The 26,263-nt window shown below is 43.1% G+C and carries 25 protein-coding genes; 5 read left to right on the forward strand and 20 right to left on the reverse strand.

The features are described 5' to 3' along the window. Window positions 1-334 precede the first annotated feature (334 nt). The 3 genes from AAC854_RS08710 to AAC854_RS08720 all read left to right on the forward strand — a co-directional run bounded on the left by AAC854_RS08710 (window position 335) and on the right by AAC854_RS08720 (window position 1,904). Window positions 335-532 (forward strand): hypothetical protein, encoded by a 198-nt coding sequence (locus tag AAC854_RS08710; RefSeq protein ID WP_340616751.1) that lies wholly within the window; start codon window positions 335-337, stop codon window positions 530-532. 48 nt (window positions 533-580) lie between these two features. Continuing rightward, on the forward strand, window positions 581-1,441 hold the full coding sequence (locus tag AAC854_RS08715; RefSeq protein ID WP_340616752.1) for a hypothetical protein: 861 nt from the start codon (window positions 581-583) through the stop codon (window positions 1,439-1,441). A 61-nt stretch (window positions 1,442-1,502) separates the two neighbouring features. Next, window positions 1,503-1,904 (forward strand): DUF1240 domain-containing protein, encoded by a 402-nt coding sequence (locus tag AAC854_RS08720; RefSeq protein WP_340616753.1) that lies wholly within the window; start codon window positions 1,503-1,505, stop codon window positions 1,902-1,904. A 34-nt stretch (window positions 1,905-1,938) separates the two neighbouring features. Here the strand turns inward: AAC854_RS08720 and AAC854_RS08725 are convergent, their stop codons facing one another. From AAC854_RS08725 to AAC854_RS08735, 3 genes are all read right to left on the reverse strand, one after another. Continuing rightward, window positions 1,939-2,418 (reverse strand): Hcp family type VI secretion system effector, encoded by a 480-nt coding sequence (locus tag AAC854_RS08725; RefSeq protein WP_340616754.1) that lies wholly within the window; start codon window positions 2,416-2,418, stop codon window positions 1,939-1,941. Between the two features lie 268 nt (window positions 2,419-2,686). Beyond that, window positions 2,687-2,860, reverse strand: coding sequence for a hypothetical protein (locus tag AAC854_RS08730; protein ID WP_340616755.1), 174 nt, complete (start codon window positions 2,858-2,860; stop codon window positions 2,687-2,689). 32 nt (window positions 2,861-2,892) lie between these two features. Then, window positions 2,893-4,341 (reverse strand): flavin-containing monooxygenase, encoded by a 1,449-nt coding sequence (locus AAC854_RS08735; RefSeq protein WP_340616756.1) that lies wholly within the window; start codon window positions 4,339-4,341, stop codon window positions 2,893-2,895. A gap of 116 nt (window positions 4,342-4,457) precedes the next feature. Here AAC854_RS08735 and AAC854_RS08740 point away from each other — a divergent pair, with 116 nt between their 5' ends. Then, window positions 4,458-4,613 (forward strand): AbrB/MazE/SpoVT family DNA-binding domain-containing protein, encoded by a 156-nt coding sequence (locus tag AAC854_RS08740; protein ID WP_161796539.1) that lies wholly within the window; start codon window positions 4,458-4,460, stop codon window positions 4,611-4,613. Between the two features lie 45 nt (window positions 4,614-4,658). Here the strand turns inward: AAC854_RS08740 and AAC854_RS08745 are convergent, their stop codons facing one another. The 17 genes from AAC854_RS08745 to asnC form a co-directional block, all read right to left on the reverse strand. Next, entirely contained in the window at window positions 4,659-7,832 is a 3,174-nt protein-coding gene (locus AAC854_RS08745) for a type III restriction-modification system endonuclease (protein ID WP_340616757.1), read from the reverse strand. A 10-nt stretch (window positions 7,833-7,842) separates the two neighbouring features. Further along, the gene (locus tag AAC854_RS08750) at window positions 7,843-9,786 is read right to left on the reverse strand and encodes a site-specific DNA-methyltransferase (RefSeq protein ID WP_340616758.1); all 1,944 of its coding nucleotides are present in this window, start codon (window positions 9,784-9,786) and stop codon (window positions 7,843-7,845) included. A gap of 301 nt (window positions 9,787-10,087) precedes the next feature. Next, window positions 10,088-11,917 (reverse strand): glutamine--fructose-6-phosphate transaminase (isomerizing), encoded by a 1,830-nt coding sequence (gene glmS, locus AAC854_RS08755; protein WP_340616759.1) that lies wholly within the window; start codon window positions 11,915-11,917, stop codon window positions 10,088-10,090. A gap of 126 nt (window positions 11,918-12,043) precedes the next feature. Beyond that, the gene (glmU, locus tag AAC854_RS08760; RefSeq protein WP_340616760.1) at window positions 12,044-13,459 is read right to left on the reverse strand and encodes a bifunctional UDP-N-acetylglucosamine diphosphorylase/glucosamine-1-phosphate N-acetyltransferase GlmU; all 1,416 of its coding nucleotides are present in this window, start codon (window positions 13,457-13,459) and stop codon (window positions 12,044-12,046) included. A 187-nt stretch (window positions 13,460-13,646) separates the two neighbouring features. Beyond that, window positions 13,647-14,069 (reverse strand): F0F1 ATP synthase subunit epsilon, encoded by a 423-nt coding sequence (locus AAC854_RS08765; RefSeq protein ID WP_045967700.1) that lies wholly within the window; start codon window positions 14,067-14,069, stop codon window positions 13,647-13,649. A gap of 21 nt (window positions 14,070-14,090) precedes the next feature. Further along, complete coding sequence (gene atpD / locus AAC854_RS08770) at window positions 14,091-15,473, reverse strand: F0F1 ATP synthase subunit beta (RefSeq protein ID WP_047962565.1); 1,383 nt, start codon at window positions 15,471-15,473, stop codon at window positions 14,091-14,093. 34 nt (window positions 15,474-15,507) lie between these two features. Continuing rightward, window positions 15,508-16,371, reverse strand: coding sequence for a F0F1 ATP synthase subunit gamma (atpG, locus tag AAC854_RS08775; RefSeq protein WP_047962566.1), 864 nt, complete (start codon window positions 16,369-16,371; stop codon window positions 15,508-15,510). 73 nt (window positions 16,372-16,444) lie between these two features. Then, on the reverse strand, window positions 16,445-17,986 hold the full coding sequence (gene atpA / locus AAC854_RS08780) for a F0F1 ATP synthase subunit alpha (protein ID WP_047962567.1): 1,542 nt from the start codon (window positions 17,984-17,986) through the stop codon (window positions 16,445-16,447). A gap of 14 nt (window positions 17,987-18,000) precedes the next feature. Continuing rightward, entirely contained in the window at window positions 18,001-18,534 is a 534-nt protein-coding gene (gene atpH, locus AAC854_RS08785; RefSeq protein ID WP_340616761.1) for a F0F1 ATP synthase subunit delta, read from the reverse strand. Window positions 18,535-18,546: 12 nt separating this feature from the next. Further along, window positions 18,547-19,017 (reverse strand): F0F1 ATP synthase subunit B, encoded by a 471-nt coding sequence (gene atpF / locus AAC854_RS08790; RefSeq protein ID WP_340616762.1) that lies wholly within the window; start codon window positions 19,015-19,017, stop codon window positions 18,547-18,549. Window positions 19,018-19,072: 55 nt separating this feature from the next. Continuing rightward, on the reverse strand, window positions 19,073-19,315 hold the full coding sequence (gene atpE, locus AAC854_RS08795; protein ID WP_099112978.1) for a F0F1 ATP synthase subunit C: 243 nt from the start codon (window positions 19,313-19,315) through the stop codon (window positions 19,073-19,075). A gap of 50 nt (window positions 19,316-19,365) precedes the next feature. Beyond that, entirely contained in the window at window positions 19,366-20,190 is an 825-nt protein-coding gene (atpB, locus tag AAC854_RS08800; protein ID WP_099112977.1) for a F0F1 ATP synthase subunit A, read from the reverse strand. Window positions 20,191-20,221: 31 nt separating this feature from the next. Then, window positions 20,222-20,599, reverse strand: coding sequence for a F0F1 ATP synthase subunit I (gene atpI, locus AAC854_RS08805; protein ID WP_187653991.1), 378 nt, complete (start codon window positions 20,597-20,599; stop codon window positions 20,222-20,224). Between the two features lie 611 nt (window positions 20,600-21,210). Continuing rightward, window positions 21,211-21,831, reverse strand: coding sequence for a 16S rRNA (guanine(527)-N(7))-methyltransferase RsmG (gene rsmG, locus AAC854_RS08810; RefSeq protein ID WP_340616763.1), 621 nt, complete (start codon window positions 21,829-21,831; stop codon window positions 21,211-21,213). Window positions 21,832-21,842: 11 nt separating this feature from the next. After that, window positions 21,843-23,732 carry a tRNA uridine-5-carboxymethylaminomethyl(34) synthesis enzyme MnmG gene (gene mnmG, locus AAC854_RS08815; protein WP_340616765.1) on the reverse strand — a complete coding sequence of 630 codons (1,890 nt, stop codon included), beginning with the start codon at window positions 23,730-23,732 and terminating at the stop codon, window positions 21,843-21,845. Window positions 23,733-24,107: 375 nt separating this feature from the next. After that, on the reverse strand, window positions 24,108-24,548 hold the full coding sequence (gene mioC / locus AAC854_RS08820; protein ID WP_340616778.1) for an FMN-binding protein MioC: 441 nt from the start codon (window positions 24,546-24,548) through the stop codon (window positions 24,108-24,110). A gap of 91 nt (window positions 24,549-24,639) precedes the next feature. Continuing rightward, window positions 24,640-25,101 (reverse strand): transcriptional regulator AsnC, encoded by a 462-nt coding sequence (gene asnC, locus AAC854_RS08825; protein WP_047964586.1) that lies wholly within the window; start codon window positions 25,099-25,101, stop codon window positions 24,640-24,642. Between the two features lie 166 nt (window positions 25,102-25,267). Between asnC and asnA the strand changes: the two genes are divergently transcribed. Beyond that, the gene (asnA, locus tag AAC854_RS08830; protein WP_340616766.1) at window positions 25,268-26,260 is read left to right on the forward strand and encodes an aspartate--ammonia ligase; all 993 of its coding nucleotides are present in this window, start codon (window positions 25,268-25,270) and stop codon (window positions 26,258-26,260) included. Window positions 26,261-26,263 lie beyond the last annotated feature (3 nt).

A 26,263-nucleotide genomic window follows, 5' to 3' on the forward strand; every position in this document is an offset into this window, starting at 1 on the left:
GCCTAAGGGAACCGCTTTTGGCCCACTGACGGAGCAAGCTATCAGCGATATGGAATTGAGGCTGAATATGACACCAAGAAAGATTTTAAATGGGCTGACGCCAATGGAAGCTTATACCGGTCGCATGTTGCACTTATTGCGTTAATCCAGCATTACGTTACTTATTTCTTTGATTTTTGGATAGGGATAAATAAAATCCTATCAAGTTACAATCATTCTTTATGAATGATTCATCTTTGATTTTAATGGAGTATTACAATTTTATTGGTATGGCTATTTTTTATATAAAGGTGTTATATTCTGTCGATTAATAAATAAATGATAGGGGTGTTGTATGGGTGATAAAGAAGTATTGATGCAGGAAATAAGGCAGGTGTTAGTCAATAGCCCAGCCATGGCAGAAGAGAAACTGGCTGTGATGATGTTTAGTTTTCAATTATTATTGCCGACTCAGGCCGACATGAGTAATATGCGTTTTTCTGATGGTCGAGCATTAACATTAAAATTAGAACATAAAAATTTAAGACATTAAAATCTTTGTTTTAAATTTATTATTTTATTTAAATTGAGGTGTGTTGAAATGAGTCGAAGAGAATTTGAAAGGGCATTTACTGATGGCTCTCTTGTTGTTGAAAATGGAACGTTAAAGCCTTTAAGCATGAGCAAAGAAATCAGACGAAAACAATATTCTGAACTTGAAAAAAAATTAAGTGACAATGAAGAGCTTTATGTTTTATTAACATTTGAAGAAGCTGTTAATATAGTAAAAAACATGTGTGGGCCTAACCCAAACTCATCATGGAAAGAAGCTGGTTTTTTATGTTCAGATTTTGTTACATCCTTCACAGGAAATATAATTGATGCCTATGGTTTTGCTCAACTGGCAAATGAACTCCGCAATAATTTTGGTGTAAGAGTGACTGAATATGTTGATAGATTTGGTAATAGAAGTATAAGGTTAACAGGTAGAACAGGTGTTAGAAGATTCTTGACTGCTGCAAAATATAGTGTGGGTAACTGGAGAATGATCGATATGGGGATAGGAACGCAAGGAATGCAACATGCTGTCATCGATGGGGCTAGGAGAGTTATTTTTGTTGCCGCTGCTTATAGATTATTAGAATTAGCGTTTAGAGACGAGTATGATCTTTATAATCTTCTTGGAAATATAGCTATGGATGTAGCAAAAACAGCCGTTGGAGTTTTGGCAGGTATGGTAGTTACAGCTGCTGCTGGAATGATTTTAACTGCTGGTACTTATGCCCTTGCTGTCGCTGCCGTAGCTGTTGGGGTTGGTCTCGCGGTTAGTTATCTATTATATTACCTTGATAATAAATATGAGTTAAGTAAAGCTCTGATAGACCACATGCGAAAATTAGATCAGATGACAGATGCTCATCCGCGTCCTTGTATTCAGCCATTTGGTTACCCTTGTGAATAAATAAAATTAAAATGGTGATTTTATTTTGATAGATTTTTAGTTTAATGGTAAAGAGGTTGGTATGGATAATAAAAAAAATTTTTTTGTTATAATAAGTTCGCTGTCTATTGTTTTAATAATAACCCTTGTTTCTTATCTTATTTTTGACGATATTTTGTCAATTATTGAAATGAGGAAAGAAATAACTTTCTCTTGGAGGTCTATTGCTATTTTGTCCGTATTTCCTCTTTGTTTTTATATGTTTTCATGCGTTTTTTATTATAGTGTCACATTAAAACCAATGAAGCTTAATGCTAATCTAGTGAAGATCCTTACCATCACCTTTTTTGTTTTTTTATTTTTAAGTTTTCCTTTTTCTTGGTACTTAGATTCAAAGCTGAGGGAAGAGGGATATGTTGTTTGCCAGAGATTGTCAGTTGGCTCACCAAATAAGTATGTAAAAGATCCAAACTTATGTCGCTAAGCATATATATTATATATGCTTAGTTATATTATTTTTAATAAACCCGGTCTTCCCATATACTATATGCGGAAGTTCCTGCTGTTACATGGTTCCATGATATTGATTTATAATTGAGCATTATTTTTTCATATGGCATCTTATCATGATCATTTATAGAGTGTGGGTAGACACAAGAAATATCAGAAATTGTTGCTTCCGTGATCTTGACTTCATAAAAAAGTTCCAGTTGCCCAACCTGACTGGTTCTATAAAAAATAAATTTACCATCCAGTGATTCATTGGCGTCTATCGCCATTGCTAATAATGGCGATGATTTATCGATGGGTTTGATAAATTGTATAGGGCTGTGGCTAACATTTTGTTGACGGGATAGCGAGTGATTTAAACTAAGTATTTGAATTTGGTTTTCGTGTCCTTTTTGATATCGGTTCCCTATCGAATCAAGCGTTGAACATCCCGCAGATATTAATCCTTGTTTCTTACCGTTTAAGGTTAAATAGATCATGTATGACATACAGAGTTCCATCCTAGTTTGGATTTAAATAATATGGGCTTAATGTTTAAGCCAGAGAGGAATACGTTAACATATTAAAAAAAATAGTGATGGGATCGTCAAGGCAAAAAAGACCTGCTTGAGATCCTTTTTGTTACAAGGGGCTGGTCAATTTTTTCCTTCAGCCAGTCATGGTAAAGCATCAAACCAAGACAGTTACTGCATAAGCTTACTTCTTACCCACGACAGAATGAACTGGCAACAGCCCTTCATGAAGTAGGTACAGGGTCTAACCCTGCCGGATAGCACCCACAATATCCGTTTGTTGGATAGTGGCCAGAATATTCTGGCCAATTTCTTCAGGCACGATTTCAGCCAGTTCCCTGAATTGGGAGGCGCTGGTATCCAGTGAGTTGATGGCATTCCGCTTAATTTCATTCAGTTCTGACAGAGCTTGGTTCATGTGCATTTTTTGTGTCGTCGGATATTAAAAAGTCACTTCCAGCGTAATGCCATATCATCTACTGGCTGCCCTATAACTTCTTTATCCTTTTTGTAATCGTGTGGAACATTCCAATTTGGGCTGCGCCCCTGACGAAGAAGACCAAATTCACCACGTTGTACATACCCCGATCGCAATGCACCAAAAATATGCTCATTGGACAAGATTTCACCCGATTGGGCATGTGGTGTCACAACCGAGGCATGGCGACGATCCATCTCGTTTAACAAGCGACAAATATATTCTGCTGATAGATCAACTTTCAATGTCCAGGCATTATTGATATAACCAAATAAATAGGCGAAATTAGGGATATCCTGTATCAATGTCCCTTTATAAAACATTAGGTTATTGCTTTGCGGTTGTTGTCCATCAACTAAAAGCTCAATTCCGCCCATCAATTGTAATTGCAACCCTGTCGCTGTCACTATGATATCCGCAGGTAGTTCTTTACCAGACTGCAATAAAATACCGTTTTCAGTTATACGTTCAATCTGGTCGGTAACGATAGACGCTTTACCTTCTCTCAATACCTTAAATAGATTGCTGTCGGGAACAAAACACAGCCGTTCATCCCATGGCATGTACTTTGGAGTAAGGTGTTTCATATCAAAATCAGGGCCGACTTTTCTGCGAGCTAAACCCAGCAAAAACGATTTCAATAGCTTAGGAGAATATCGGCTTATCCTATACAACGAACTGAAAAAAAAGATATTGCGACTTCTGCTCAACGCGTAAACCCAACGTCGCGGAATAATCCCTTTTAAAATATCAGCGAGCTTATCCTTTCCCGGTATTGAAAAAATGTAGCTTGGGGAGCGCTGAAGCATAGTGATGTGTTCAGTATCATTAGCCATTGCCGGAAGTAAAGTGACAGCAGTTGCGCCGCTCCCAATCACAACAACCCGTTTTCCTTTGTAATCTAATGTTTCAGGCCAATGTTGAGGGTGAATGACCGGACCTTTGAAATTTTCAAGGCCGGGAAATTTGGGTATATAAGGATCATCATAGTTATAGTAACCTGTCGCACCGACAAGAAAATGACAGGTAAATTGCCGAGTATCCCCACTGGTTTCGTCAATCGAGGTAATAATCCATTGGCGAGTTTCATTTGACCAATTAGTTTGGGTGATCTTTAATCCAAACTGGATTTTCTTATCAACTCCATACTCTTCTGCCGCTGAGTTGAGATAGCGCCTGATTGAAGGCGCATCTGCAAAAATACTGGTATCTTCCCAAGGACGAAACTTATAGCCATAGCTCATCATATCGGTGTCTGTGCGAATACCCGGATAGCGAAATAGATCCCAGGTTCCACCTATATTATGGCGACGTTCTAAGATCCCCACTTTCTTGTCAGGACATTCTCTTGCCAGATGACACGCCATACCAATGCCGGAAACGCCAGCTCCCATAATCAAAACATCATAATGGTTATTCATATTATTTCCCCCGCAAAAAGACTTTCTAATCAGATAAGTAGCTTTCTGTTCAATATGTCATGTTATTTTTTATTTGCAGGGACAACCATTTGCATTTATATGGGGGGAGTATCAGGATGTTAATGATCAGAGCAAAAGGCAAGGAACGTACTATCACACCTGTTCAAAATACATGGGATAGTTTTTTTCTCTTAGGTCAATCCGTGGCTGACGATTTTTTATCTGAACGCCCTGATCAAGTAACCAGTCAAAGAGAATCATTTGATGATTAAATATCTACTAAGCAATTATGCACGGCTGATAGCCGTACATAAAGATTAAAAATGAGCACTGAACGTATCAAAGTTATCGGCTTTGACAAATTTGGCAGCATTAGGCACCTCTTTGCCATTTTTGTCTTTGCTTAGCGCATTGAAATGCTCAACGCCACACTTGATCTTAGCCTGTTCAGCCTCACGCAAATCATCTGAGAATATACTTGATTTCGTTTCAACCACGAAGTAAAGCTGCTCTCCCATTCCATCATCTTTGTCAATTAATACCGCCCAATCAGGATTGTAACTGCCCAGCGGGGTATCAATCTTGAACCAAGATGGCAGCTTGGAATAAATCTTCACTTCTTCAGCGCGTTCTAGCTTTTCGGCGAAGTTAAACTCGGTATCTGAATCACAAATGATGTAGTCATATATCGACTTTTCAGCTTTCACCATATCTTTGAGGTAGCCAGTCAGCTCTTCTTCCTGAAAAAGCTCTTGGGCATAGTATGTTTCGTCACCAAGACGGTGATATTTAACACCACCTACAATGACAATACGCATTTGTTTACGAATAACTTCACCAGCTAACTCGATAAAGCGCTGAGGGTTGTTTTTGAAGGCTTCCAGCTTATCGCCCAAACCCAGCAGAATATCGATAATTGTCTGGCGGGTCAGATTGGTCTGATCGGTCAGATAAGTCACGATATCAGGCAACTGGAAGTTGCGATTGCGATAATACTGTATTTTGGTTTTCTCATCGTAAGTTTCCAGTTCAGCTTCAGTAACTGCAACCTTAACTTTGGTGTACTGAAATCTGGCGCTGGCTACCACCACGTTCGCCCTAATTTCCCTGATACAGTTTTCAACCAGTTCGTTGATACTAAAGTTAACACGATAAGTCGTTTTGTATTTAATACGTCCCCAAAGCGCCTTAAAGGCTTCACCAAGTACAACCTGCTTACCATTTGTATCTTCACACAAAGCGACAGAGCACTTCTCTTCGTGTTTTTTCACGTTCAAGCCTTTTGTCAGCTTCTTCAACGTGGCAACGATGGCATCAGTATGCTCAGTGACACTGGAAGGCAGACTCACCTCGTTGTTATTGATGGCAATTTTCAGCGCATCCTGAGTCTTGCCTTTGGCATCGATATAACCTTGAGACATAAGGTGCCGGAAGATCGCTTCTGACTTCTTCGCCCCCAAGAAGGCTTTCTGATCCAGCCCGCCAGAAACAACAATATTGGCAAATTGGTGAGGCTCAACCGCACCAAATTTAATGCCTTCTTCCGCTTCAATCTCTTTTTGCAGTTCAGAAACAAAGCCTTCATAAGATTCGTTTGCCATAACGGTCAGCGTATTTACCTCAAAACCATAAGGCACGCGCTCACCCGATTGATCAACGGCTAAACGTAGGCCACGACCGATTTCCTGTCGTTTTTTAGTGATTGAATTGGTTTCATTCAACGTACAGATCTGGAAAACATTCGGGTTGTCCCAGCCTTCTTTCAGTGCTGAGTGTGAAAAGATAAAGCGCAGCTTCTCGTCTATAGATAGAAGCTTTTCTTTGTCTTTCATAATCAGGTTATAGGCAGACTCATCGGCCGCCGTTTTTCCCCCTTCGCCTTTAGATGAAAGCTTCGAATCAGCGAACTGAGGGTTGCCAGAAGCATCTTTTTTCTTGTCCTGTGCAAAGTAGCCATCATGTAGCGCTTGAATGAGTTCTCGCAACGCGACTTCGTTGATGGTGTATTTATCTCCATCATGATCCCAGATTCTCGGGTACAACACGCGATATTTGGGCTTGCTAACCAGTCTGGCAAACTCTTCTTCAAACCACTTGGCAAACTTACCCTGAACAGGAACGCCATCTTTCGAGTAGCCGCGGTAGTTGGCAACCTTATCGATAAAGAACAGACTCAGCACCTTAATCCCTTTCTGGCTTAGAATTTTCGGGTGCTCGAGCCTGTCATAGCCCGTTGTTACCTTGTGATAGAATTTCAGCTCTTTTTCCAGATGCTCTTCGATAGTTTTGGCTATTTGAAGGCGCTTAAAGGCCTCTGAATCCACTTCACCAATGGCTTGCCCAAGGCGCACAATTTCATCGCGACTGGTAAAATCAATATACTCATTACCTTCTTCGCAATAAATATCGTTAACAATATAGCCTTCATAAACACTACGCCCACCCGAAAGTTCGAATAAGTCATTAATCTGACCATCTTTGATAGTTATTACCTTACGTGGTTGCAGCTTGCCTGTGCGTGTTTGAGCGTCAATTTCAATCTTGGCAGAAATGGGGGACGTCTTATTATCAACACTCACTAGCTTGATGTAGGCTTGGTTGTGCCCGTCCTTAACATCCAGAGAAGCAACCTCAATTTGCTTAACCAGTTTACGCTCATAGGCATCAATAGCGTCAAGTTTATACAGCAGATGTGGCGCTTCCTTCAACGTGGCTGAATAACGGAATGTACACAGCGGTTTTAAGCTGCCTATCGCTTCTTTTCGGTTTGCCGTTGATACTACTGATTGTGGTTCATCAATGATTACCACAGGGCGAGTAACCTGAATAAATTCAATAGGCTTCATCCCGTTCAATCTGTCATCTGTACGGTGAATCAGATTCGCGGTAGTTTCCTTCGTCGGATCGGTGAATGACTTACTGAACGCATCAATATTGATCACCATGATTTGGATGTAATCATTGGTAGCAAAGTTACGAATCTGTTCGCGCTTTGATGAGTCATAGACAAAATAGTCATACTGGATGTTTTTGTACTGCTCACGGAAATGCTGCTCCGTTATTTGCAGTGATTTATAGACACCTTCTTTAATCGCAATGGACGGCACCACGATGATAAATTTTGTCAGTCCATGACGCTGATTTAGCTCAAAGATAGAACGCAGGTACACATAGGTTTTACCTGTACCTGTTTCCATCTCAATGCTGAAATCTAGACTTGGCAGTTCTTGTTTGACGTTTTCAACCTGTGCCAAGCCATTCTTTAACTGGACATTACGTGTGTTGGTATAAATCTCATCAGGCAATAAGGCAAGAATATTACCAACACCGATGTCGTTGTTCTTACCAAAGATATCTAGCTGCTGGTTCGCCAACATATTATCAGCTACAGTGAAATGAGATTGAAATGTTTCCTGCCCTTCAAACACACCTAAAACAGCCTCAACCGCATCTATTTGGTGTGATAAGTTCGATCTAAATTGAATCTTCATTACCATCACCTTAAATGCTCTTCACATCGTCGATACCATACTGCTTCAGGATCTGAATCGTATTGGCCTTCACTACGCTGTCGGCAAAGCCTTGATCCTTAAGTACAACTTGGGTACTTTCAGGGTCAAGCTCTTGTTTCAGTTTGGCAATACCTTCAACCACCTGTTCGGTAATATCGTCATCAAGACAGACCATCAACACACCTGAACCAACTATAAAGACTTTTTTGCCTTCAACCGTAGTTTCTTCTACTTGTTCGGTCAGCTCTAAACCATATTTCAACAAGATCTCGTAAAGCACATCTTCAGGTATACGGTCATCTTTGATAGATTTAGCAGCCAGTTGCAGGGCAGGTTCTAAGCTTTCAAAATCAGCATCCCAAGAATGAATATTTGTTTGATCTAATTTGAAAAACTTAACACCTTGAGTTTTATCTTCTTCTGCAATGGCTTTTTTTATTCTTTTGAGGGAAATTCTGGAGATAAATCCGGGTATTGACTCCTGAGTACAATACTCTGTTGCACCCGCATTTTTTGGGACAGGCTCAGGCAATTGAACCAATATAAACTTTCTTTTACCGCTATCTTTCTTATTTTGTTTTAATACAGCATGACCTGTAGAACCACTTCCAGCAAAAAAATCAAGAATGATATCTTCCCTATCCGTGACCTTCATTAAGTGCTCAATTAATCCTGTCGGTTTTGGATAATCAAAAACAGATGAACAGAGAAGGGCTTCAACCTCTTTACCTCCTTGCTTCGTTGTAAAATCTGTTATTATTGTTTTTGGATGTTCAGTGCCTCGCTTTTTAACATACTGAAGAACACCATTAGGTTTGAAGAAGAACTCAACAACCTGCTGTCCTTTAGAATCAAAAGTATCATTTCCTGATAGCCAATTTTCGATTTGGCTCTTCATTGTCCAACCCGCTTTTAGAGTGACCTCGCTAGCTAAGGCTCCATTCTTACATTCAAATACCCCTGAAGTAACTTCAATAAATTCTTTATCTCCAAATGCTGATGAAAACGTTTTATTTTCACCTAAAAACTTGACGCCAGCAGGGAAGGTTATTTCTGACGCAGGGTTTTTAAAGCTAACCTTTTTTATTGCGCGATCAGAAATCAAGCTATCATCTCCCTTATAAACAATATGAGGTAATTGAGATATATCTTTTGCATAGGCTAAAATATATTCATGTTCTCGGGTAAAAGTTGATGCTGAGGTTCTTCCACTCTTCCAAATAAATCTTTCAACAAAATTATCTTCACCAAATATTTCATTGCACAAATTGGATAAATTAATAACTTCATGTTCATCTATCGATATAAATATAATTCCACTATCGGATAATAAATTTCTGGCCAATTTCAATCTTGGGTAAAGCATATTTAGCCAATCGGTATGATACCGACCAGATGTGTCAGAATTAGTGCTAAAAGGATTACCTTGATTATTTACTTGTCCCGTTAATATCTGATAATTTCTTATGTTATCATGGAAATTATCTTTATAAACAAAGTCTTTCCCCGTGTTATATGGCGGATCGATATAGATCATCTTTACCTTTTTATGGTAAGACTTTTGTAATATTTTAAGTACTTCAAGATTATCACCTTCAATAAAAAGGTTCTCTGTGGTATCCCAATTCACACTTTCTTCTTTACAAGGGCGTAGCGTACCTGTTGATGGAGTTTGAGCAATTTGACGTGCGCGGGTTTTACCATGCCAAGTGAAGTTATAGCGCTCATCTGAATCATCAACGACTTCACCAAGCATAGCTTTTAAGGCGTCAAAGTCGATTTTTCCTTCAGAAAATACCTCAGGGAAAAGTTGTTTAAGTTGATCGATATTTTTTTGAGTGATATCTGCACTCTTGGATTCTGGGTAGTTCAGGGTGATTTTTTCAATTGTCATCAGAGGAATTCCATTTATTGCCAACTGAGCAAAACTCATGCCCGTGGTTCATATTCTTCGTTAAACTGTTAAATTGTTGCCTTAATCGCAGCAAGTTACTGTTTAAGCGTAGTAAAGAATTCCTGAAACATCATAATAAATACTGATGCTTTTATAACATAAACTGATATATGAAACTAAAACCACTGAACCGCCAACATTCTGCTGAATTGAAAACAGCGCCTGTTGCAACACTACAGGCCATGCCCTGCGCACTAATAAAAAATCCGGTCAGCTTACGCGTAACCGGATTTAGAAAGTTTGAATTTTCTTTATGTGTCTATATTAAAACAGATGGGTCTTACTCCACCGTTACCGACTTCGCCAAATTCCGCGGCTGATCCACATCCGTACCTTTGATCAATGCAACGTGGTAAGACAGCAGTTGCAGTGGCACGGTATAGAAGATCGGTGCGATCAACTCTTCTACGTGTGGCAGGGAGATGATCTTCATGTTTTCGCTGTTGGTGAAACCCGCATCCTGATCAGCAAAGACATACAACAAACCACCACGGGCACGAACTTCTTCGATATTGGATTTCAGTTTTTCCAGCAGTTCGTTGTTTGGCGCAACGATAATAACCGGCATATCCGCATCAATCAGTGCCAACGGGCCATGTTTCAGCTCACCGGCTGCGTAAGCTTCTGCGTGAATGTAAGAGATTTCTTTCAGTTTCAGCGCACCTTCAACCGCGATCGGGTACTGATCGCCACGGCCAAGGAACAGTGCATGATGTTTTTCAGAGAAGTCTTCCGCCAGTGATTCAATCAACTTGTCTTTAGACAACATGCTTTCAATACGGCTTGGCAACGCATGCAGGGCGTGGACAACATTTTGCTCTAAAGACGCATCTGCACCTTTCAAGCGCCCCATATATGCCACCAGCATCAATAACACAGTTAACTGTGTGGTAAAGGCTTTGGTGGATGCTACGCCGATTTCTGCCCCGGCTTTGGTCATCAGGGCAAATTCTGATTCGCGTACCAGAGAGGAACCTGCCACGTTACAAATGGTCAGTGAAGTCAGGTAACCCAGCTCTTTGGATAAACGCAATGCAGCCAGAGTATCCGCCGTTTCACCGGATTGGGACAGGGTGATCAGCAGGCTTCCTTTACGGCGCGCCGGCTTGCGATAACGGAATTCAGAAGCGATTTCAACATCACATGGAATGCCCGCCAAAGATTCGAACCAGTAGCGCGAAACCATTCCTGCATTGTAAGAAGTGCCGCAGGCAACAATTTGGATATGCTCAACTTGAGACAATAATTCCGCTGCGTTAGCGCCCAGTTCTGACAGATTTACCTGACCATTGCTCAAACGGCCTTCCAATGTGCTTTTGATCGCCATTGGCTGTTCGTAAATCTCTTTCTGCATGTAGTGACGGTATACACCTTTATCACCTGCATCGTACTGAACGTTGGATTCAATTTGCTCGCGCTCAACCGCTTCGCCCTGTACATCAAAGATACGTACGGTACGGCGGGTGATTTCTGCAATGTCACCTTCTTCCAGATAGATAAAGCGACGAGTTACTGGCAGTAACGCCAGTTGGTCAGAGGCAAGGAAGTTTTCCCCCATCCCCAAACCAATCACCAATGGGCTGCCAGAACGTGCTGCTACCAGTACATCAGGATGACGGCTATCCATAATCACAGTGCCATAAGCGCCACGCAATTGTGGGATCACACGCTGAACCACTTCCAGCAATGAGCCGCCTTGTTGCTGTTCCCAATGAACAAGATGGGCGATAGTTTCTGTATCTGTATCAGAAGAGAAGATGTAACCACGCGCTTTTAACTCTTCGCGCAGTTCTTCGTGGTTTTCAATAATGCCGTTATGCACAACCGCAATATGTTCAGAAAGATGAGGATGGGCATTGCGTTCGTTTGGTTCACCGTGAGTCGCCCAACGAGTATGAGCAATCCCTGTGCCACCAGTGACTGGCTGTTTATCTGCTTCATCAGCCAACATTTGTACTTTACCCACTTCACGCAGACGGGTCATACGGTTTTCACTGTCAACGACAGCAATACCCGCAGAGTCATAACCTCGGTACTCCAGGCGACGAAGACCTTCGATCAGAATTTCTGCTATATCTCGTTGTGCTACTGCACCAACAATTCCACACATGTTGTTTTATTCCTAAGAACAGGGCAAATAAAGCCCTTTTTACTGTCGCCAGCCTGATTGTGTTTCGGCTATCGCCGTCCCCGAGCTTTGTAGAGATGGGGATTATTATTATGGATATATCTTTATTTATTTTTTCTTAACAGGACGTTGCCAATTCTGAATATGGGTTTGCTTCACGCGGCTGATAACCAATTCGTTCTCAGCAACGTTTTTTGTTACTGTGGTTCCTGCTCCAATAGTTGCGCCTTTCGCTACCGTAACAGGTGCAACAAGCTGGGTATCAGAACCAACAAATACATCATCGCCAATGATGGTTTTAAATTTATTGGCGCCATCATAGTTGCAGGTAATCGTTCCCGCACCAATATTCACATTATTACCAATTTCAGAATCACCAAGGTAAGTCAGGTGACCCGCCTTGGAACCTTTTCCAAGAGAGGATTTTTTCATTTCGACGAAATTGCCAACATGCGCTTTTTCCGCCAGTTTAGAACCCGGCCGTAAACGGGCAAAAGGCCCAACGGTGCATTCAGTAGCAAGTTCAGAATCTTCGATTACGGTATAAGGGCTAATTACCGCGCCATCACCAATAATGCAATTTTTTAGGATACAACCAGAACCGATATGAACATGATTTCCCAGTGTGACATGCCCTTCAATAATCACATTGGTATCAATCACTACATCGCGGCCGTGTTCCAATGTTCCACGCAAATCAAAACGGGCAGGATCTAATAACATAACACCCGCCAGCAATAATTTGTCAGCCTGTTCAGACTGGTAAATACGCTCCAGTGCGGAAAGTTGAAGGCGATTATTGACCCCTTCCATTTCACTCAATCGGCTTGGGTGTACTGCCTTTATTTGGCGGCCTTCTTTATGTGCGATCGCAATAACATCGGTAAGGTAATATTCGCCCTGTGCGTTGTTGTTTTCCAACTTGGATAGCCAACGTTTCAAATCACCGCCATTTGCCACCAAAATACCGGTATTAATTTCGTTGATTTTACGCTGCTCTTCCGTCGCATCTTTCTGTTCGATAATGCCCGTTACTTCGCCATTTTCGCGGATGATCCGGCCATATCCGGTTGGGTTATCCAAAATAGCCGTTAATAAACCAATACCGCCTTCTGGCTTAACGTCGACCAGACGCTCTAAGGTATCTTTCGCGATCAAAGGGACATCACCATAAAGGATCAGAATATCTTCATCATCTGAAAAATGCGGGGCGGCCTGCTGCATGGCATGACCAGTACCAAGCTGTTCAGCTTGCAGTACCCAGTTTAAATTTTGGTTGGCAAGATTTTGGTTGGATAGTGTTTGTTTCATCAGGTCACCACCATGTCCATAAACCAGATGAACATTTTGCGTACCTAATTCCATTGCGATATCAATGACATGCTGAACCATCGGTTTACCAGCCAGCAAGTGCAGAACTTTAGGAAGATCAGAATACATGCGCGTTCCTTTACCTGCGGCAAGAATCACAACACTTTTTGCACTGATACTGTTTTCACTGGCACAGTTTTCACTAATAGACATAAGAAACCTAACAATTCCCAATTTTAAGTATGAAAGTAAACCTGTTTCCGAAATAAATTGCTACATATTTCGCAATGCAAAAAAGCCAGTTAGCTTTCACTAACTGGCTTTTTATCTCACTGCCTATACCCTTTATCTTTCAAGTTGCAGCCCAGTTGGGCGCAATTCAAAATCTATCGGGTACTTATTACATCATTTTTTTTGTCAATTCGATAACGCGAAGTTTCGCGATCGCTTTCGACAATTCAGCAGATGCCTGAGCATAATCAACATCGCCGTGAGAATTACGGATATGTTCTTCCGCCTTGCGCTTGGCTTCAAGCACTTTAGCTTCGTCCAAATCCTTACCACGGATCGCTGTATCGGCCAGTACGATAACGCCGTTTGGCTGAACTTCAAGAATTCCACCTGACAGGTAGATAAATTCTTCTTCACCAAACTGTTTAACAATACGTATCATGCCCGGTTTTATGGCAGTAAGCAGTGGTGTGTGCTGAGGATAGATCCCCAGTTCACCTTCACTGCCTGTCACCTGAATTTTCTGTACCAGTCCTTCAAACATCTGTTTTTCAGCACTGACTACGTTCAGGGAGAACGTCATTGCAGCCATATCAACCTCCCGTCAGCCGTATTAAAGCTTTTTCGCTTTTTCCACAGCTTCGTCGATGGTACCAACCATGTAGAACGCCTGCTCTGGCAGGTGGTCATAATCACCGTTCAGGATACCTTTGAAGCCACGGATGGTGTCTTTCAGAGAAACGAATTTACCTGGTGAGCCGGTGAAGACTTCTGCAACGAAGAATGGCTGAGACAGGAAGCGCTGGATCTTACGGGCACGTGCCACAACCAGTTTGTCATCTTCAGACAGTTCGTCCATACCCAGAATAGCGATGATGTCTTTCAGTTCCTGATAACGTTGCAGGATAGACTGAACGCCACGGGCAACATCATAGTGCTCCTGACCAACAACCAGTGGGTCAAGCTGACGGCTGGTTGAATCCAGTGGGTCAACCGCAGGGTAAATACCCAGAGACGCGATCTGACGGCTCAATACGACAGTTGCATCCAAGTGAGCAAAGGTTGTCGCTGGTGATGGGTCAGTCAAGTCATCCGCTGGTACGTAAACCGCCTGTACGGAGGTGATAGAGCCAGTTTTGGTTGAAGTGATACGCTCTTGCAGAGCACCCATCTCTTCCGCCAGTGTTGGCTGGTAACCTACCGCAGATGGCATACGGCCCAACAGTGCAGATACTTCTGTCCCTGCCAGGGTATAACGGTAAATGTTATCAACGAACAACAGAACGTCACGGCCTTCATCACGGAATTTTTCCGCCATGGTCAAACCAGTCAGAGCAACGCGCAGACGGTTTCCTGGTGGCTCATTCATCTGACCGTATACCAGAGATACTTTATCCAGTACGTTTGAATCGGTCATTTCATGATAGAAGTCGTTACCTTCACGGGTACGCTCACCAACACCGGCAAATACGGAGTAACCTGAGTGCTCGATCGCGATGTTACGGATCAGCTCCATCATGTTAACGGTTTTACCTACACCCGCACCACCAAACAGACCTACTTTACCACCCTTAGCGAATGGGCAGATCAAGTCCATGACTTTGATACCGGTTTCCAGCAGTTCCTGAGAGTTGGACAGCTCTTCATAGGTTGGTGCTGTACGGTGAATTGACCAGCGTTCTTCTTCGCCGATCTCACCTTTCATGTCAATTGGATCACCCAATACGTTCATGATACGGCCCAGTGTTGCTTTACCCACTGGTACTTCGATTGGGTGCCCTAAATCAGTTACGTCCAAATGACGGCGCAGGCCATCGGAGGTACCCATTGCGATACAACGAACGATACCACCACCTAACTGCTGCTGAACTTCCAGCACCAATTTTTCTTCACCGTTTTTAACCTCAAGGGCATCGTATACTTTCGGTACGCTGTCCTGAGGGAATTCGACGTCCACTACGGCGCCGATTACCTGGATAATCTTTCCAGTAGCCATCTTGAATCCTCTACGTAATTCGTAAACCTAGCTGTTAAACCGCAGAAGCACCCGAAACGATTTCGGTGAGTTCCTGAGTGATGCTGGCCTGACGAGCCTTGTTGTAAACCAACTGCAACTCTTTGATCAGGTTGCCACCGTTATCGGTCGCGGCTTTCATCGCTACCATTCGTGCGGCCTGTTCACTAGCCAGGTTTTCAACGACGCCCTGATAAACTTGCGATTCTATATAGCGGCGCAGCAGGGTATCCAACAGCGCCTTAGGATCAGGTTCATACAGATAATCCCAGGACTTCTTCTTCAGTGTTTCATCGTCTCCGGCTGGCAGAGGCAATAACTGAGTGATCGTCGGAACCTGAGACATTGTATTCATGAACTTGTTTGTCACTATATACAGTTTATCCAGACGCCCTTCGTCATATGCTTGCATCATGACGTGGACTGGCCCGATCAATTCGGACAATGATGGGTTATCTCCCATCCCTGTTACTTGGGCAACAATGTTGCCACCAACAGAAGAAAAGAAAGAAACCGCTTTCGATCCAACAAGCGCCAAGTCAACCTGAACGCTTTTATCAGACCAGTCTTTCATTTCTATCAGCAATTTTTTGAACAAGTTAATGTTCAAACCGCCACATAAACCACGGTCAGTCGAAACAACCACATACCCAACACGCTTCACTTCACGCTCTTCAAGGTATGGATGTTTGTACTCCAGATTACCTAACGCAAGGTGTCCAATCACACTGCGAATGGTCTCTGCATAAGGACGGCTGGCTGCCATGCGATCCTGCGTTTTACGCATTTTGGACGCGGCGACCATTTCCATCGCTTTAGTGATTTTTTGCGTGTTCTGCACACTGGCGATTTTGGTACGTATCTCTTTTGCGCCGGCCATTTCTGCTTCCCCTCATTAACCAGACGGCCCATGTTTTTTATTCATCAACAGAATCAAACAGGGCCGAATAGTGTTACCAGGACTGAGTCGCCTTGAAGGATTCCAACAGAGCTTTCAGCTTAGCTTCAATCTCTCCGTTGTAATCACCAGACTGGTCAATCTCTTTCAGAAGATCAGCATGTTCACGGCTAGCATATGCCAACAGCGCAGCTTCGAAACTGACCACTTTCGCGATTTCGACATCTTCCAGATAGCCACGCTCAGCAGCAAACAGGGACAGAGCCTGCTGTGCAATGGACATCGGCAGATACTGTTTCTGTTTCAACAGTTCAGTTACTTTCTGACCATGATCCAACTGCTTACGTGTTGCATCATCCAGATCAGAAGCAAACTGGGAGAACGCAGCCAGTTCACGATACTGAGCCAGAGCAGTACGGATACCACCAGACAGTTTCTTGATGATCTTAGTCTGAGCAGCGCCACCAACACGGGATACGGAAATCCCCGGGTTAACAGCCGGACGGATACCTGCGTTGAACAGGGAAGATTCAAGGAAGATCTGACCATCAGTAATGGAGATAACGTTTGTCGGTACGAACGCAGAAACGTCACCCGCCTGAGTTTCAATGATTGGCAGTGCAGTCAGAGAACCTGTTTGGCCTTTCACTTCGCCATTGGTGAATTTTTCGACATATTCAGCGTTAACACGCGCTGCACGCTCCAACAGACGGGAGTGCAGATAGAAAACGTCACCAGGGAATGCTTCACGTCCAGGTGGACGACGCAGCAACAGGGAAATCTGACGGTATGCAACAGCCTGTTTAGACAGGTCATCGTAAACAATCAGTGCATCTTCACCGCGATCACGGAAGTATTCACCCATCGCACAACCAGAGTAGGGTGCCAAATATTGCAGGGCCGCTGATTCTGAAGCGGACGCAACAACAACGATGGTGTTTTCCAGTGCACCGTGCTCTTCCAGTTTACGAACTACGTTAGCAATGGTAGAAGCTTTCTGAGCAATCGCAACATAGATACATTTGATACCAGAATTACGTTGGTTGATGATCGCATCGATAGCCAGAGCAGTTTTACCCGTCTGACGGTCACCGATTACCAGCTCACGCTGACCACGGCCGATTGGGATCATGGCATCAACAGATTTGTAACCTGTCTGGACAGGCTGATCAACGGATTGACGATCGATAACGCCCGGGGCAATCACTTCAACAGGTGAGAAGCCATCGTGCTCAACAGCGCCTTTACCGTCGATTGGCTCACCCAGTGTGTTAACAACACGACCAAGCAGACCACGACCAACAGGTACTTCCAAAATACGGCCGGTACATTTGACTTTCATGCCTTCGGCTAAGTCAGAATACGGACCCATGACAACCGCACCTACGGAGTCGCGCTCCAGGTTCAGTGCAATTGCATAACGGTTGCCAGGCAGAGAGATCATTTCACCCTGCATGACATCGGCTAAACCGTGGATACGAATGATACCGTCGTTAACGGAAACAATCGTACCTTCATTGTGAGCTTCGCTCACGACATTGAACTGAGCAATACGCTGTTTGATCAGTTCGCTGATTTCGGTGGAATTCAGTTGCATATGCTCCAGTCCCCTTAAGACTGCAAGACGTCTGTTAAACGATCCAGACGGCCACGAATACTGCCATCGATCACCATGTCACCTGCGCGAATAATCACACCGGCAATAACAGACTTGTCAATTTTGCAATTCAGCTTCACTTTGCGTGACAGACGTTTTTCCATCGCCGCAGAAATTTTAGCCTGCTGCTGCTCATTCAGTTCGGACGCAGAAATCACTTCAACATCGATAGTTGCTTCAAGTGACGCACGCAATTGGATAAATTGCTGGAAGACTTCTGGCAGTACCAGCAAGCGACCATTTTCTGCCATTACACGAATAAAGTTCTGAGCATGCTCATCAACCTGCTCACCACAAATGGTGATGAAGGTTTTGGCTAACGTTTCCGGTGCCAATGAACCGGAAAGCAGCTCACCAACCTGCTCATTGCGAGTGACCTCGGCAGTGAACGCCAGCATATTTTGCCAGTGTTCAAGAGACTGGTGTTCTACAGCAAAGTCAAAAGCTGCTTTGGCGTAGGGGCGAGCTACCGTAGCGAATTCAGACATGCCCCTCCCTCCTTACAGTTCAGCGACCAGTTTATCAACGATGTCGCTGTTAGCAGCTTCATCCACGGAACGTTCGATGATTTTCTCGGCACCTGCGATAGCCAGCATCGCAACTTGTTTACGTAACTCTTCACGAGTGCGCTTGCGTTCAGCTTCAATTTCAGCATGAGCTTGCGCGACAATTTTGTTACGTTCCAGCTCGGCTTCTGCTTTAGCATCATCAATAATTTGGGCTTTTTGTTTATTAGCCTGCTCGATGATAACTTGTGCATCAGCTTTCGCTTTTTTCAGTTGGTCGGACGCATTGGCTTGCGCTAAGTCCAGGTTCTTTTTGGCACGCTCTGCTGAAGCCAAACCGTCAGCAATCTCTTTCTGACGTTTTTCAATGGCCGCCATAATTGGTGGCCATACATACTTCATGCAGAACAAAACAAACAGGACAAACGCGATGGCCTGGCCGAGGATTGTTGCGTTAATATTCACAGCACAATACCTCTATTTCAATTAATGAATTGGCGTAATTTGCAGTTCTGCTATTTTATTGACCACCAACAGCGAACATCATATACAAGCCCAGGCCCACAGCAATCATCGGGATGGCGTCAACCAGACCCATGACGATAAAGAACTGCGTACGCAGCAGAGGAATCAGATCAGGTTGGCGAGCAGCGCCTTCCAGGAATTTACCCCCGAGGATGCCGATACCGATCGCAGCACCGATAGCCGCCAAACCCATCAGAATAGCGGCAGCTATGTACAGCAGATCCATGTTTATATCCATGACAGTCTCCAGTTTGTTTCAGTTAAAACACGATTAATGATTGATAAAAATTAATGCTCTTCAGATGCCATCGAGAGATAAACAATCGTCAGAACCATGAAAATAAAGGCTTGTAACGTAATAATCAGTATGTGGAAAATCGCCCACGGCAGGCTGAGTAACCACTGTGACCAAAACGGTAAGAGAGCCGCAATAAGAATAAAGATCAATTCGCCGGCATACATATTACCAAACAGTCGAAGACCGAGTGATATAGGCTTAGACAGCAAGCTGACCCCTTCCAAAATTAAGTTAATTGGAATAAACAGTGGATGGTTGAAAGGCTGTAATGTCAGCTCCTTCGCAAAACCACGGATTCCTTTCATCTTAACGCTGTAGAACAGAATGAGGACAAAGACGCCCAGAGCCATCGACAAGGTAACACTGACATCTGCTGTTGGAACAATACGCAGAGCAGGTAAGCCGAAGACATGTTCACCGATCAAAGGAATGAAATCGATTGGCAGTAAATCCAATGCGTTCATCAGTAACACCCAAACAAACACAGTCAAAGCCAGTGGGGCTATCACTTTGCTCTTTCCGTGATACATATCACGAACGGTGTTATCAACGAAACCGATTACCATTTCTACCGCAGTCTGGAATTTACCCGGAACGCCATCAGTAGCGCGAACCGCGACTCTTCTGAATACAAATAGAAACAACATCCCTAATACGATGGAGAAAAAAAGCGAGTCAATGTTCAGTGTCCAGAACGTCGCCTCATAACCACTAGCGTGGGGGTTGACCAACTCAAAAGTACGCAAGTCCAACTGAAGATGCCTCAGGTGGTGGCTTATGTACTCCGAAGTTGAAACTTCTCCTGATGCAGACATGATGCTTTTTACCCTTTTGTTGTTAAAAACGCTAACCGTTCATTACGGCAGGTGCGATGATCTGCACAATCAGCACCGCTAAATAGGCCACACCAAGTGGTGCAAATGCCGCTTTGAACACCCCTAAAGCGACTATCAGCACGGTTATCGTAATGATAACTTTAACCCCTTCGCTAATCGCGAAAAACCATGCAATCCGTACTGGAACACCTTCTTCTTTCGCTTTTTGGAAGCGGCTAAGCAGCATGAAAATGACATTTGGTAGCCAACATGCCAACCCACCTGCAAAAGCAGAAGCGCCCCACTCTATACTTTTGGTACAAAAAGCTACACTGAGAATAACAAAAGTCATTAACTGCAAAAGTAACAGTTTCAGTGCCGTTCTACCGCTGTAAAGGGATACAGACATGACTTTTGTTTTCTCCCTGAGGTACACCATCACATATCAGGTTTTGCTGAATGTTGTATAAAACTGGCTTTGCTTAAGAGTGTCAAGTGACAAAAACGTGCAAATTATACGGGCCGCCAAAATGAATTCAATCCATAAGTAGCGAAAAAGTGAATAATTATTTAAATTTCTAACTTTGGTGCTAGATTGCTCACAAATACCCTTTAATATTCTGCAACGATTAATGGGATAAACGCGAAATTAAACGTGATACGTATCACACCAAACAAAATCCATCAATTATTTTTATCATTAAATATATGATAAAATTTTTTTTATTTTTTTACTTAAAATCAATCAATTAATATTATACCTATAAAGTTTTATCTGATATATCGATGAAAAAGGTTAAATGTTTATTTTGCTCACTTTCTCTAAATTTTATTTATAAAGAAAATCGATAGCTATCATCAGAAAGAAAAATCATATCAATATAAAAATAACGTTGTTTTTCTGTAAACAACCAGTAAATAAAATTAAAACAATGGAAAAGAATAATTAGTGACGCTAGCAACATCTTAAATGTGGTTAGCATCACTAATTATTTATATTTTTATTGACAAATAACAAAGTTAGTTTGACTTAAGAATAACCAGATGACGCTGTTCATCCAACTCTGCAACCTGAAGAGAAATCGATTTCTCAAGGACGATCCCTGTGGGCAATTGAGCCAACTCATCTTCCGGTAACACACCTTTCAGAGCATAAAAACGTCCTTCAAGCGGCTTAGGGAGATGATGGCACCATGAGAGCATATCTTGCAGAGATGCAAATGCACGGCTAATCACACCATCAAAAGGCGGTTCAGGGATAAACTCTTCAACCCGGCTTTGCACAGGTTCGATATTGGTTAAACCTAATTCATGCTGAACCTGACGTAAAAAACGAACGCGTTTTCCCAAACTGTCCAATAAGGTGAAATGGGAGTCTGGTCGCACAATAGCCAATGGGATGCCCGGCAAGCCAGGCCCTGTTCCCACATCAATAAATCGCGTTCCCTGAAGGAATGGACTAACAACAATACTATCCATGATATGCCGAACCAACATCTGCTTTGGATCACGAACAGAGGTCAAATTGTAGGCCTTATTCCATTTGTTTAGCATATCAACGTAGGCAACAAGCTGTTGTTTCTGTTCCAACGATAACTCAATGCTGGTTGTCGCCAACAGCGATTCCAATTTGTTAAGCAAAATCTTTCCCCTTAGGCGCTACGACGCAATAAACCTTGTTTTTTCAACCATACCAGCAAAATAGAAATGGCTGCTGGTGTAATGCCTGAAATACGTGAAGCCTGACCAATAGAGCTTGGTTTATGGTCATTCAATTTTGCAATAACTTCGTTGGAAAGCCCGCTGACTTGCTGGTAATCCAGATCAACCGGCAGTGCAGTATTTTCATTACGCAGTTGTTTCTCGATCTCTTCCTGCTGACGAGCGATATAACCTTCGTACTTCACTTGGATCTCAACCTGATCTGCGGCTTGCGGCTCTGTGATCCCAGGAGCAAAACGCGGCAGGGATGTCAGCAATTGGTAATTCATCTCAGGGCGACGCAGTAAATCTTCACCATTGGCTTCTTTTGACAGTGGTGTTTTCAAGATCTGGTTGATATCACCCAAACTATCGGAGTGAGGATGTACCCAGATATTACGCAGACGCTGACGTTCTTGCTCGATCATTTCAACTTTACGGGAATAATGCTCCCAACGGAGATCATCAACTAATCCTAGTTTACGGCCCTGTTCTGTCAAGCGAAGATCAGCGTTGTCTTCACGCAGCATCAAGCGGTATTCCGCGCGGGATGTAAACATACGGTAAGGTTCTTTTGTTCCCAGTGTGCATAGATCATCAACCAGAACGCCGATATAAGCCTGATCACGACGTGGGAACCACCCTTCTTCACCAGTGGCATAGCGTGCAGCATTGAGACCTGCCAGCAATCCCTGTGCTGCGGCTTCTTCGTATCCTGTGGTCCCGTTGATCTGACCTGCAAAGAACAAGCCGTGGATAAATTTGCTTTCCAGCGTCTGTTTTAAATCGCGTGGATCGAAGAAGTCATATTCGATCGCGTAACCCGGACGAATGATACGGGCATTTTCCATCCCTTTCATTGAATGGACGATCTGCATCTGTACATCAAATGGCAGACTGGTTGAGATGCCGTTTGGATAGATTTCGTTACTGGTAAGCCCTTCTGGTTCCAGGAAGATCTGGTGAGCGTTCCGATCGGCAAAACGCATGACTTTGTCTTCAATGGAAGGACAGTAACGAGGGCCGATCCCTTCGATGATCCCTGCGTACATCGGGCTGCGATCCAAGTTGTTGCGGATCACTTCATGGGTTTTTTCATTGGTATGAGTGATATAGCATGGAATTTGCCGTGGATGTTGATCCACATTCCCCATGAATGAAAATACAGGTGTTGGATTATCACCTAGTTGTTGTTCAAGTTGGCTGAAATCAATGGATCTCGCATCAATGCGAGGTGGCGTACCTGTTTTCAGGCGTGCTACGCGTAAAGGCAGTTCACGTAAGCGGTGAGATAATGAGATCGCAGGAGGATCTCCGGCACGTCCGCCACTGTAGTTTTCCAATCCGATGTGAATTTTTCCATCAAGGAAAGTTCCTACAGTCAGAACGACTGATTTAGCCTTGAATTTTAATCCCATACGAGTAACAACGCCTGTAACTGTATCGTTTTCGACAATGAGATCTTCGACCGGCTGCTGGAAGATCATTAAGTTAGGCTGATTTTCCAACGCGGTTCTTACGGCATGTCGGTAAAGTACTCGATCCGCTTGTGCCCGTGTTGCCCGGACAGCAGGGCCTTTGCTGGCGTTGAGTGTTCTAAATTGAATACCTGCCTGATCTGTAGCCTTTGCCATCAGACCGCCAAGTGCATCGATCTCTTTTACCAGATGCCCTTTACCGATCCCACCAATGGCTGGATTACATGACATCTGGCCCAAAGTATCAATATTGTGAGTCAGTAGTAAGGTTTGGCGCCCCATACGTGAGGCAGCCATTGCTGCTTCTGTACCGGCATGACCTCCGCCGATAATGATGACGTCAAAGTGCTCTGGATAAAACATGTTCGAACCTTCAATTGTGAGAATGCTTCAAATGCATTGGGGAGAGAATTCTACTCAAGTTTGGTCCTCAGACCAAGTAGGGAGAGATCATCATTATTTAAAAGAAGATCTTTTTATTTAAAGATCTCTTTATTGGATCTTTTATTAGGATCGCGATCATCTGTGGATAAGTGGATTTTCCATATAAAGATCATGATGCTGTAAAGGATCATTTGCTGTGAATGATCCGTGATCCAAGTCAGTATAAGCTGGGATCTAAATGCAGAGTTATTCACAGCCACTAGATTGAAACTCGATTATCAAATGGATAACTACGGGTTAACCCCTGCTTTTCAGATGAGTTATCCACAGTTGATCGTTATATTTTTAATCGGATCAGAGTAACTTTGACCAATCTTTAACCCATTCTTCGGCTGGATCTTCAGGAATTTCATGTTGCAGGATGTCTATTTCCAGTCGATCCCCGATCCGTTTTGCTCCGAGATCCTCCAATAAGCGTTCAAGTGATCTTATGGCACCACAGAATGTGTCATATTCAGAACTGCCAATTCCGACTGCGCCGAATGTTACATTGCTTAGATCAGGTTGTTGCTGAGTGATCGTATCAGCCAGAGGTTGGAGATTTTCAGGTAAGTCCCCCGCTCCATGTGTTGAAGTAACTATAAGCCACAGGCCTTCAAGAGGAAGATCATCCAATGAAGGACCATGAAGCATCTCTGTTGAAAACCCGTTATTTTCTAAGATATCAGCCATATGTTCGGCAACGTATTCGGCGCTACCCATTGTGCTGCCGCTAATTAAGGTTATCGTGCTCATCATGATCCTTGCTAAATTAAAGAGCAACTATTGTACGCTGTGAGTCTATTGGGATCTACCTGTGGATAATGTGGTTAAGCACTTTTCTGGTTTAAGGTTTTATTGTCCTTGTAATAGGGTTTTGCAAAGAGATCAAAGTTTCTGTTGACTGGATTTCATCAATCGTTTGGATCTTGTTGATAAGTACGTCCTGAAGGGCTTCGATAGATCGGCACATGACCTTAATGAAAATGCTGTAATGGCCTGTGGTGTAATAAACCTCAACAACTTCATCAAGCATATCGAGTTTTTTCAATGCTGCGGGATAGTCTTTGGCACTTTTTAATATAATGCCGATGAAGCAGCACACATCGAATCCCAGCTGCTTGGCACTGATATCAACCCGAGTACCCGTGATGATCCCTGATTGTTTCATTTTTTCTACGCGAACATGGATGGTTCCCGGGCTAACTGCGAATTTTTTTGCTAATTCTGCATAAGGTGTACGTGCGTTTTCCATTAAAGCGTGAAGTATGTCACGGTCTAAATTATCGATCTGATAAATTTCTGCCATTTTTAATCCCCATTTTTGAATGATATTCATTTTTCTAGTGTAAAAATTATCGTTTATTAATCTTACACAATATTTTTATTATCAGATATTGAATTTGTACCTCATTTTGTTGCTTAATCTATATCAACAGGACACAGAGTCACTAAAAAATTTTGAGAACAGCATCATGAAAACATCCTTCATTGAAAAACAGCAGCAGATTAGTTTTGTGAAATCATACTTTTCCCGTCTGCTAGAGAAACAACTTGGTTTAATCGAAGTTCAGGGACCTATTCTGAGCCGCCTTGGTGACGGTACTCAGGACAACCTGTCCGGCCATGAAAAAGCAGTGCAAGTGAAAGTGAAAACTTTGCCAGATGCAACGTTTGAAGTGGTTCATTCTCTGGCTAAGTGGAAACGCAAGACATTAGGTCGCTTTGGTTTTCAAGCTGAACAAGGGTTATATACCCATATGAAGGCTCTGCGTCCTGATGAAGATCGCTTGACCCCTATCCATTCTGTTTTTGTTGATCAGTGGGATTGGGAGAAAACGATGGGTGAAGGTCAGCGTTCACTCGACTATTTGAAACAGACAGTAGGCAAAATCTACGAAGCAATAAAAGAAACACAACAAGCTGTAAGTAAGGAATTTGGTCTGGCACCGTTCCTGCCAGATCAAATTCACTTTATCCACAGCGAAGAGCTTCTGAAACGTTACCCTGATCTGGATGCTAAAGGTCGTGAGCGTGAGGCCGCTAAAGAGTTTGGTGCTATTTTCCTGATGGGAATTGGTGGCAAGCTGTCTGATGATCAAGCGCATGATGTCCGCGCACCGGATTACGACGATTGGACAACACTGAACAGTGATGGTTTCTTCGGTCTGAACGGTGACATTATTGTCTGGAACCCAGTTTTGCAGGATGCTTTTGAAATTTCTTCAATGGGCATTCGCGTTGATGCAGAAGCGCTGCAACGTCAGCTTGCTCTGACCAGTGATGAAGATCGCTTACAGTTGGATTGGCATCAGGCCCTGCTCAAAGGTGATATGCCGCAATCCATCGGTGGTGGCATTGGTCAATCTCGTTTGGTCATGCTGTTGCTGCAAATGGCGCACATTGGTCAGGTTCAGTGTGGGGTTTGGTCACCAGAAATTATCGAATCAGTTGAAGGTGTGCTCTAAGGT

It is taken from the genome of Xenorhabdus entomophaga, assembly GCF_037996725.1.
Lineage (GTDB): Bacteria > Pseudomonadota > Gammaproteobacteria > Enterobacterales > Enterobacteriaceae > Xenorhabdus > Xenorhabdus khoisanae.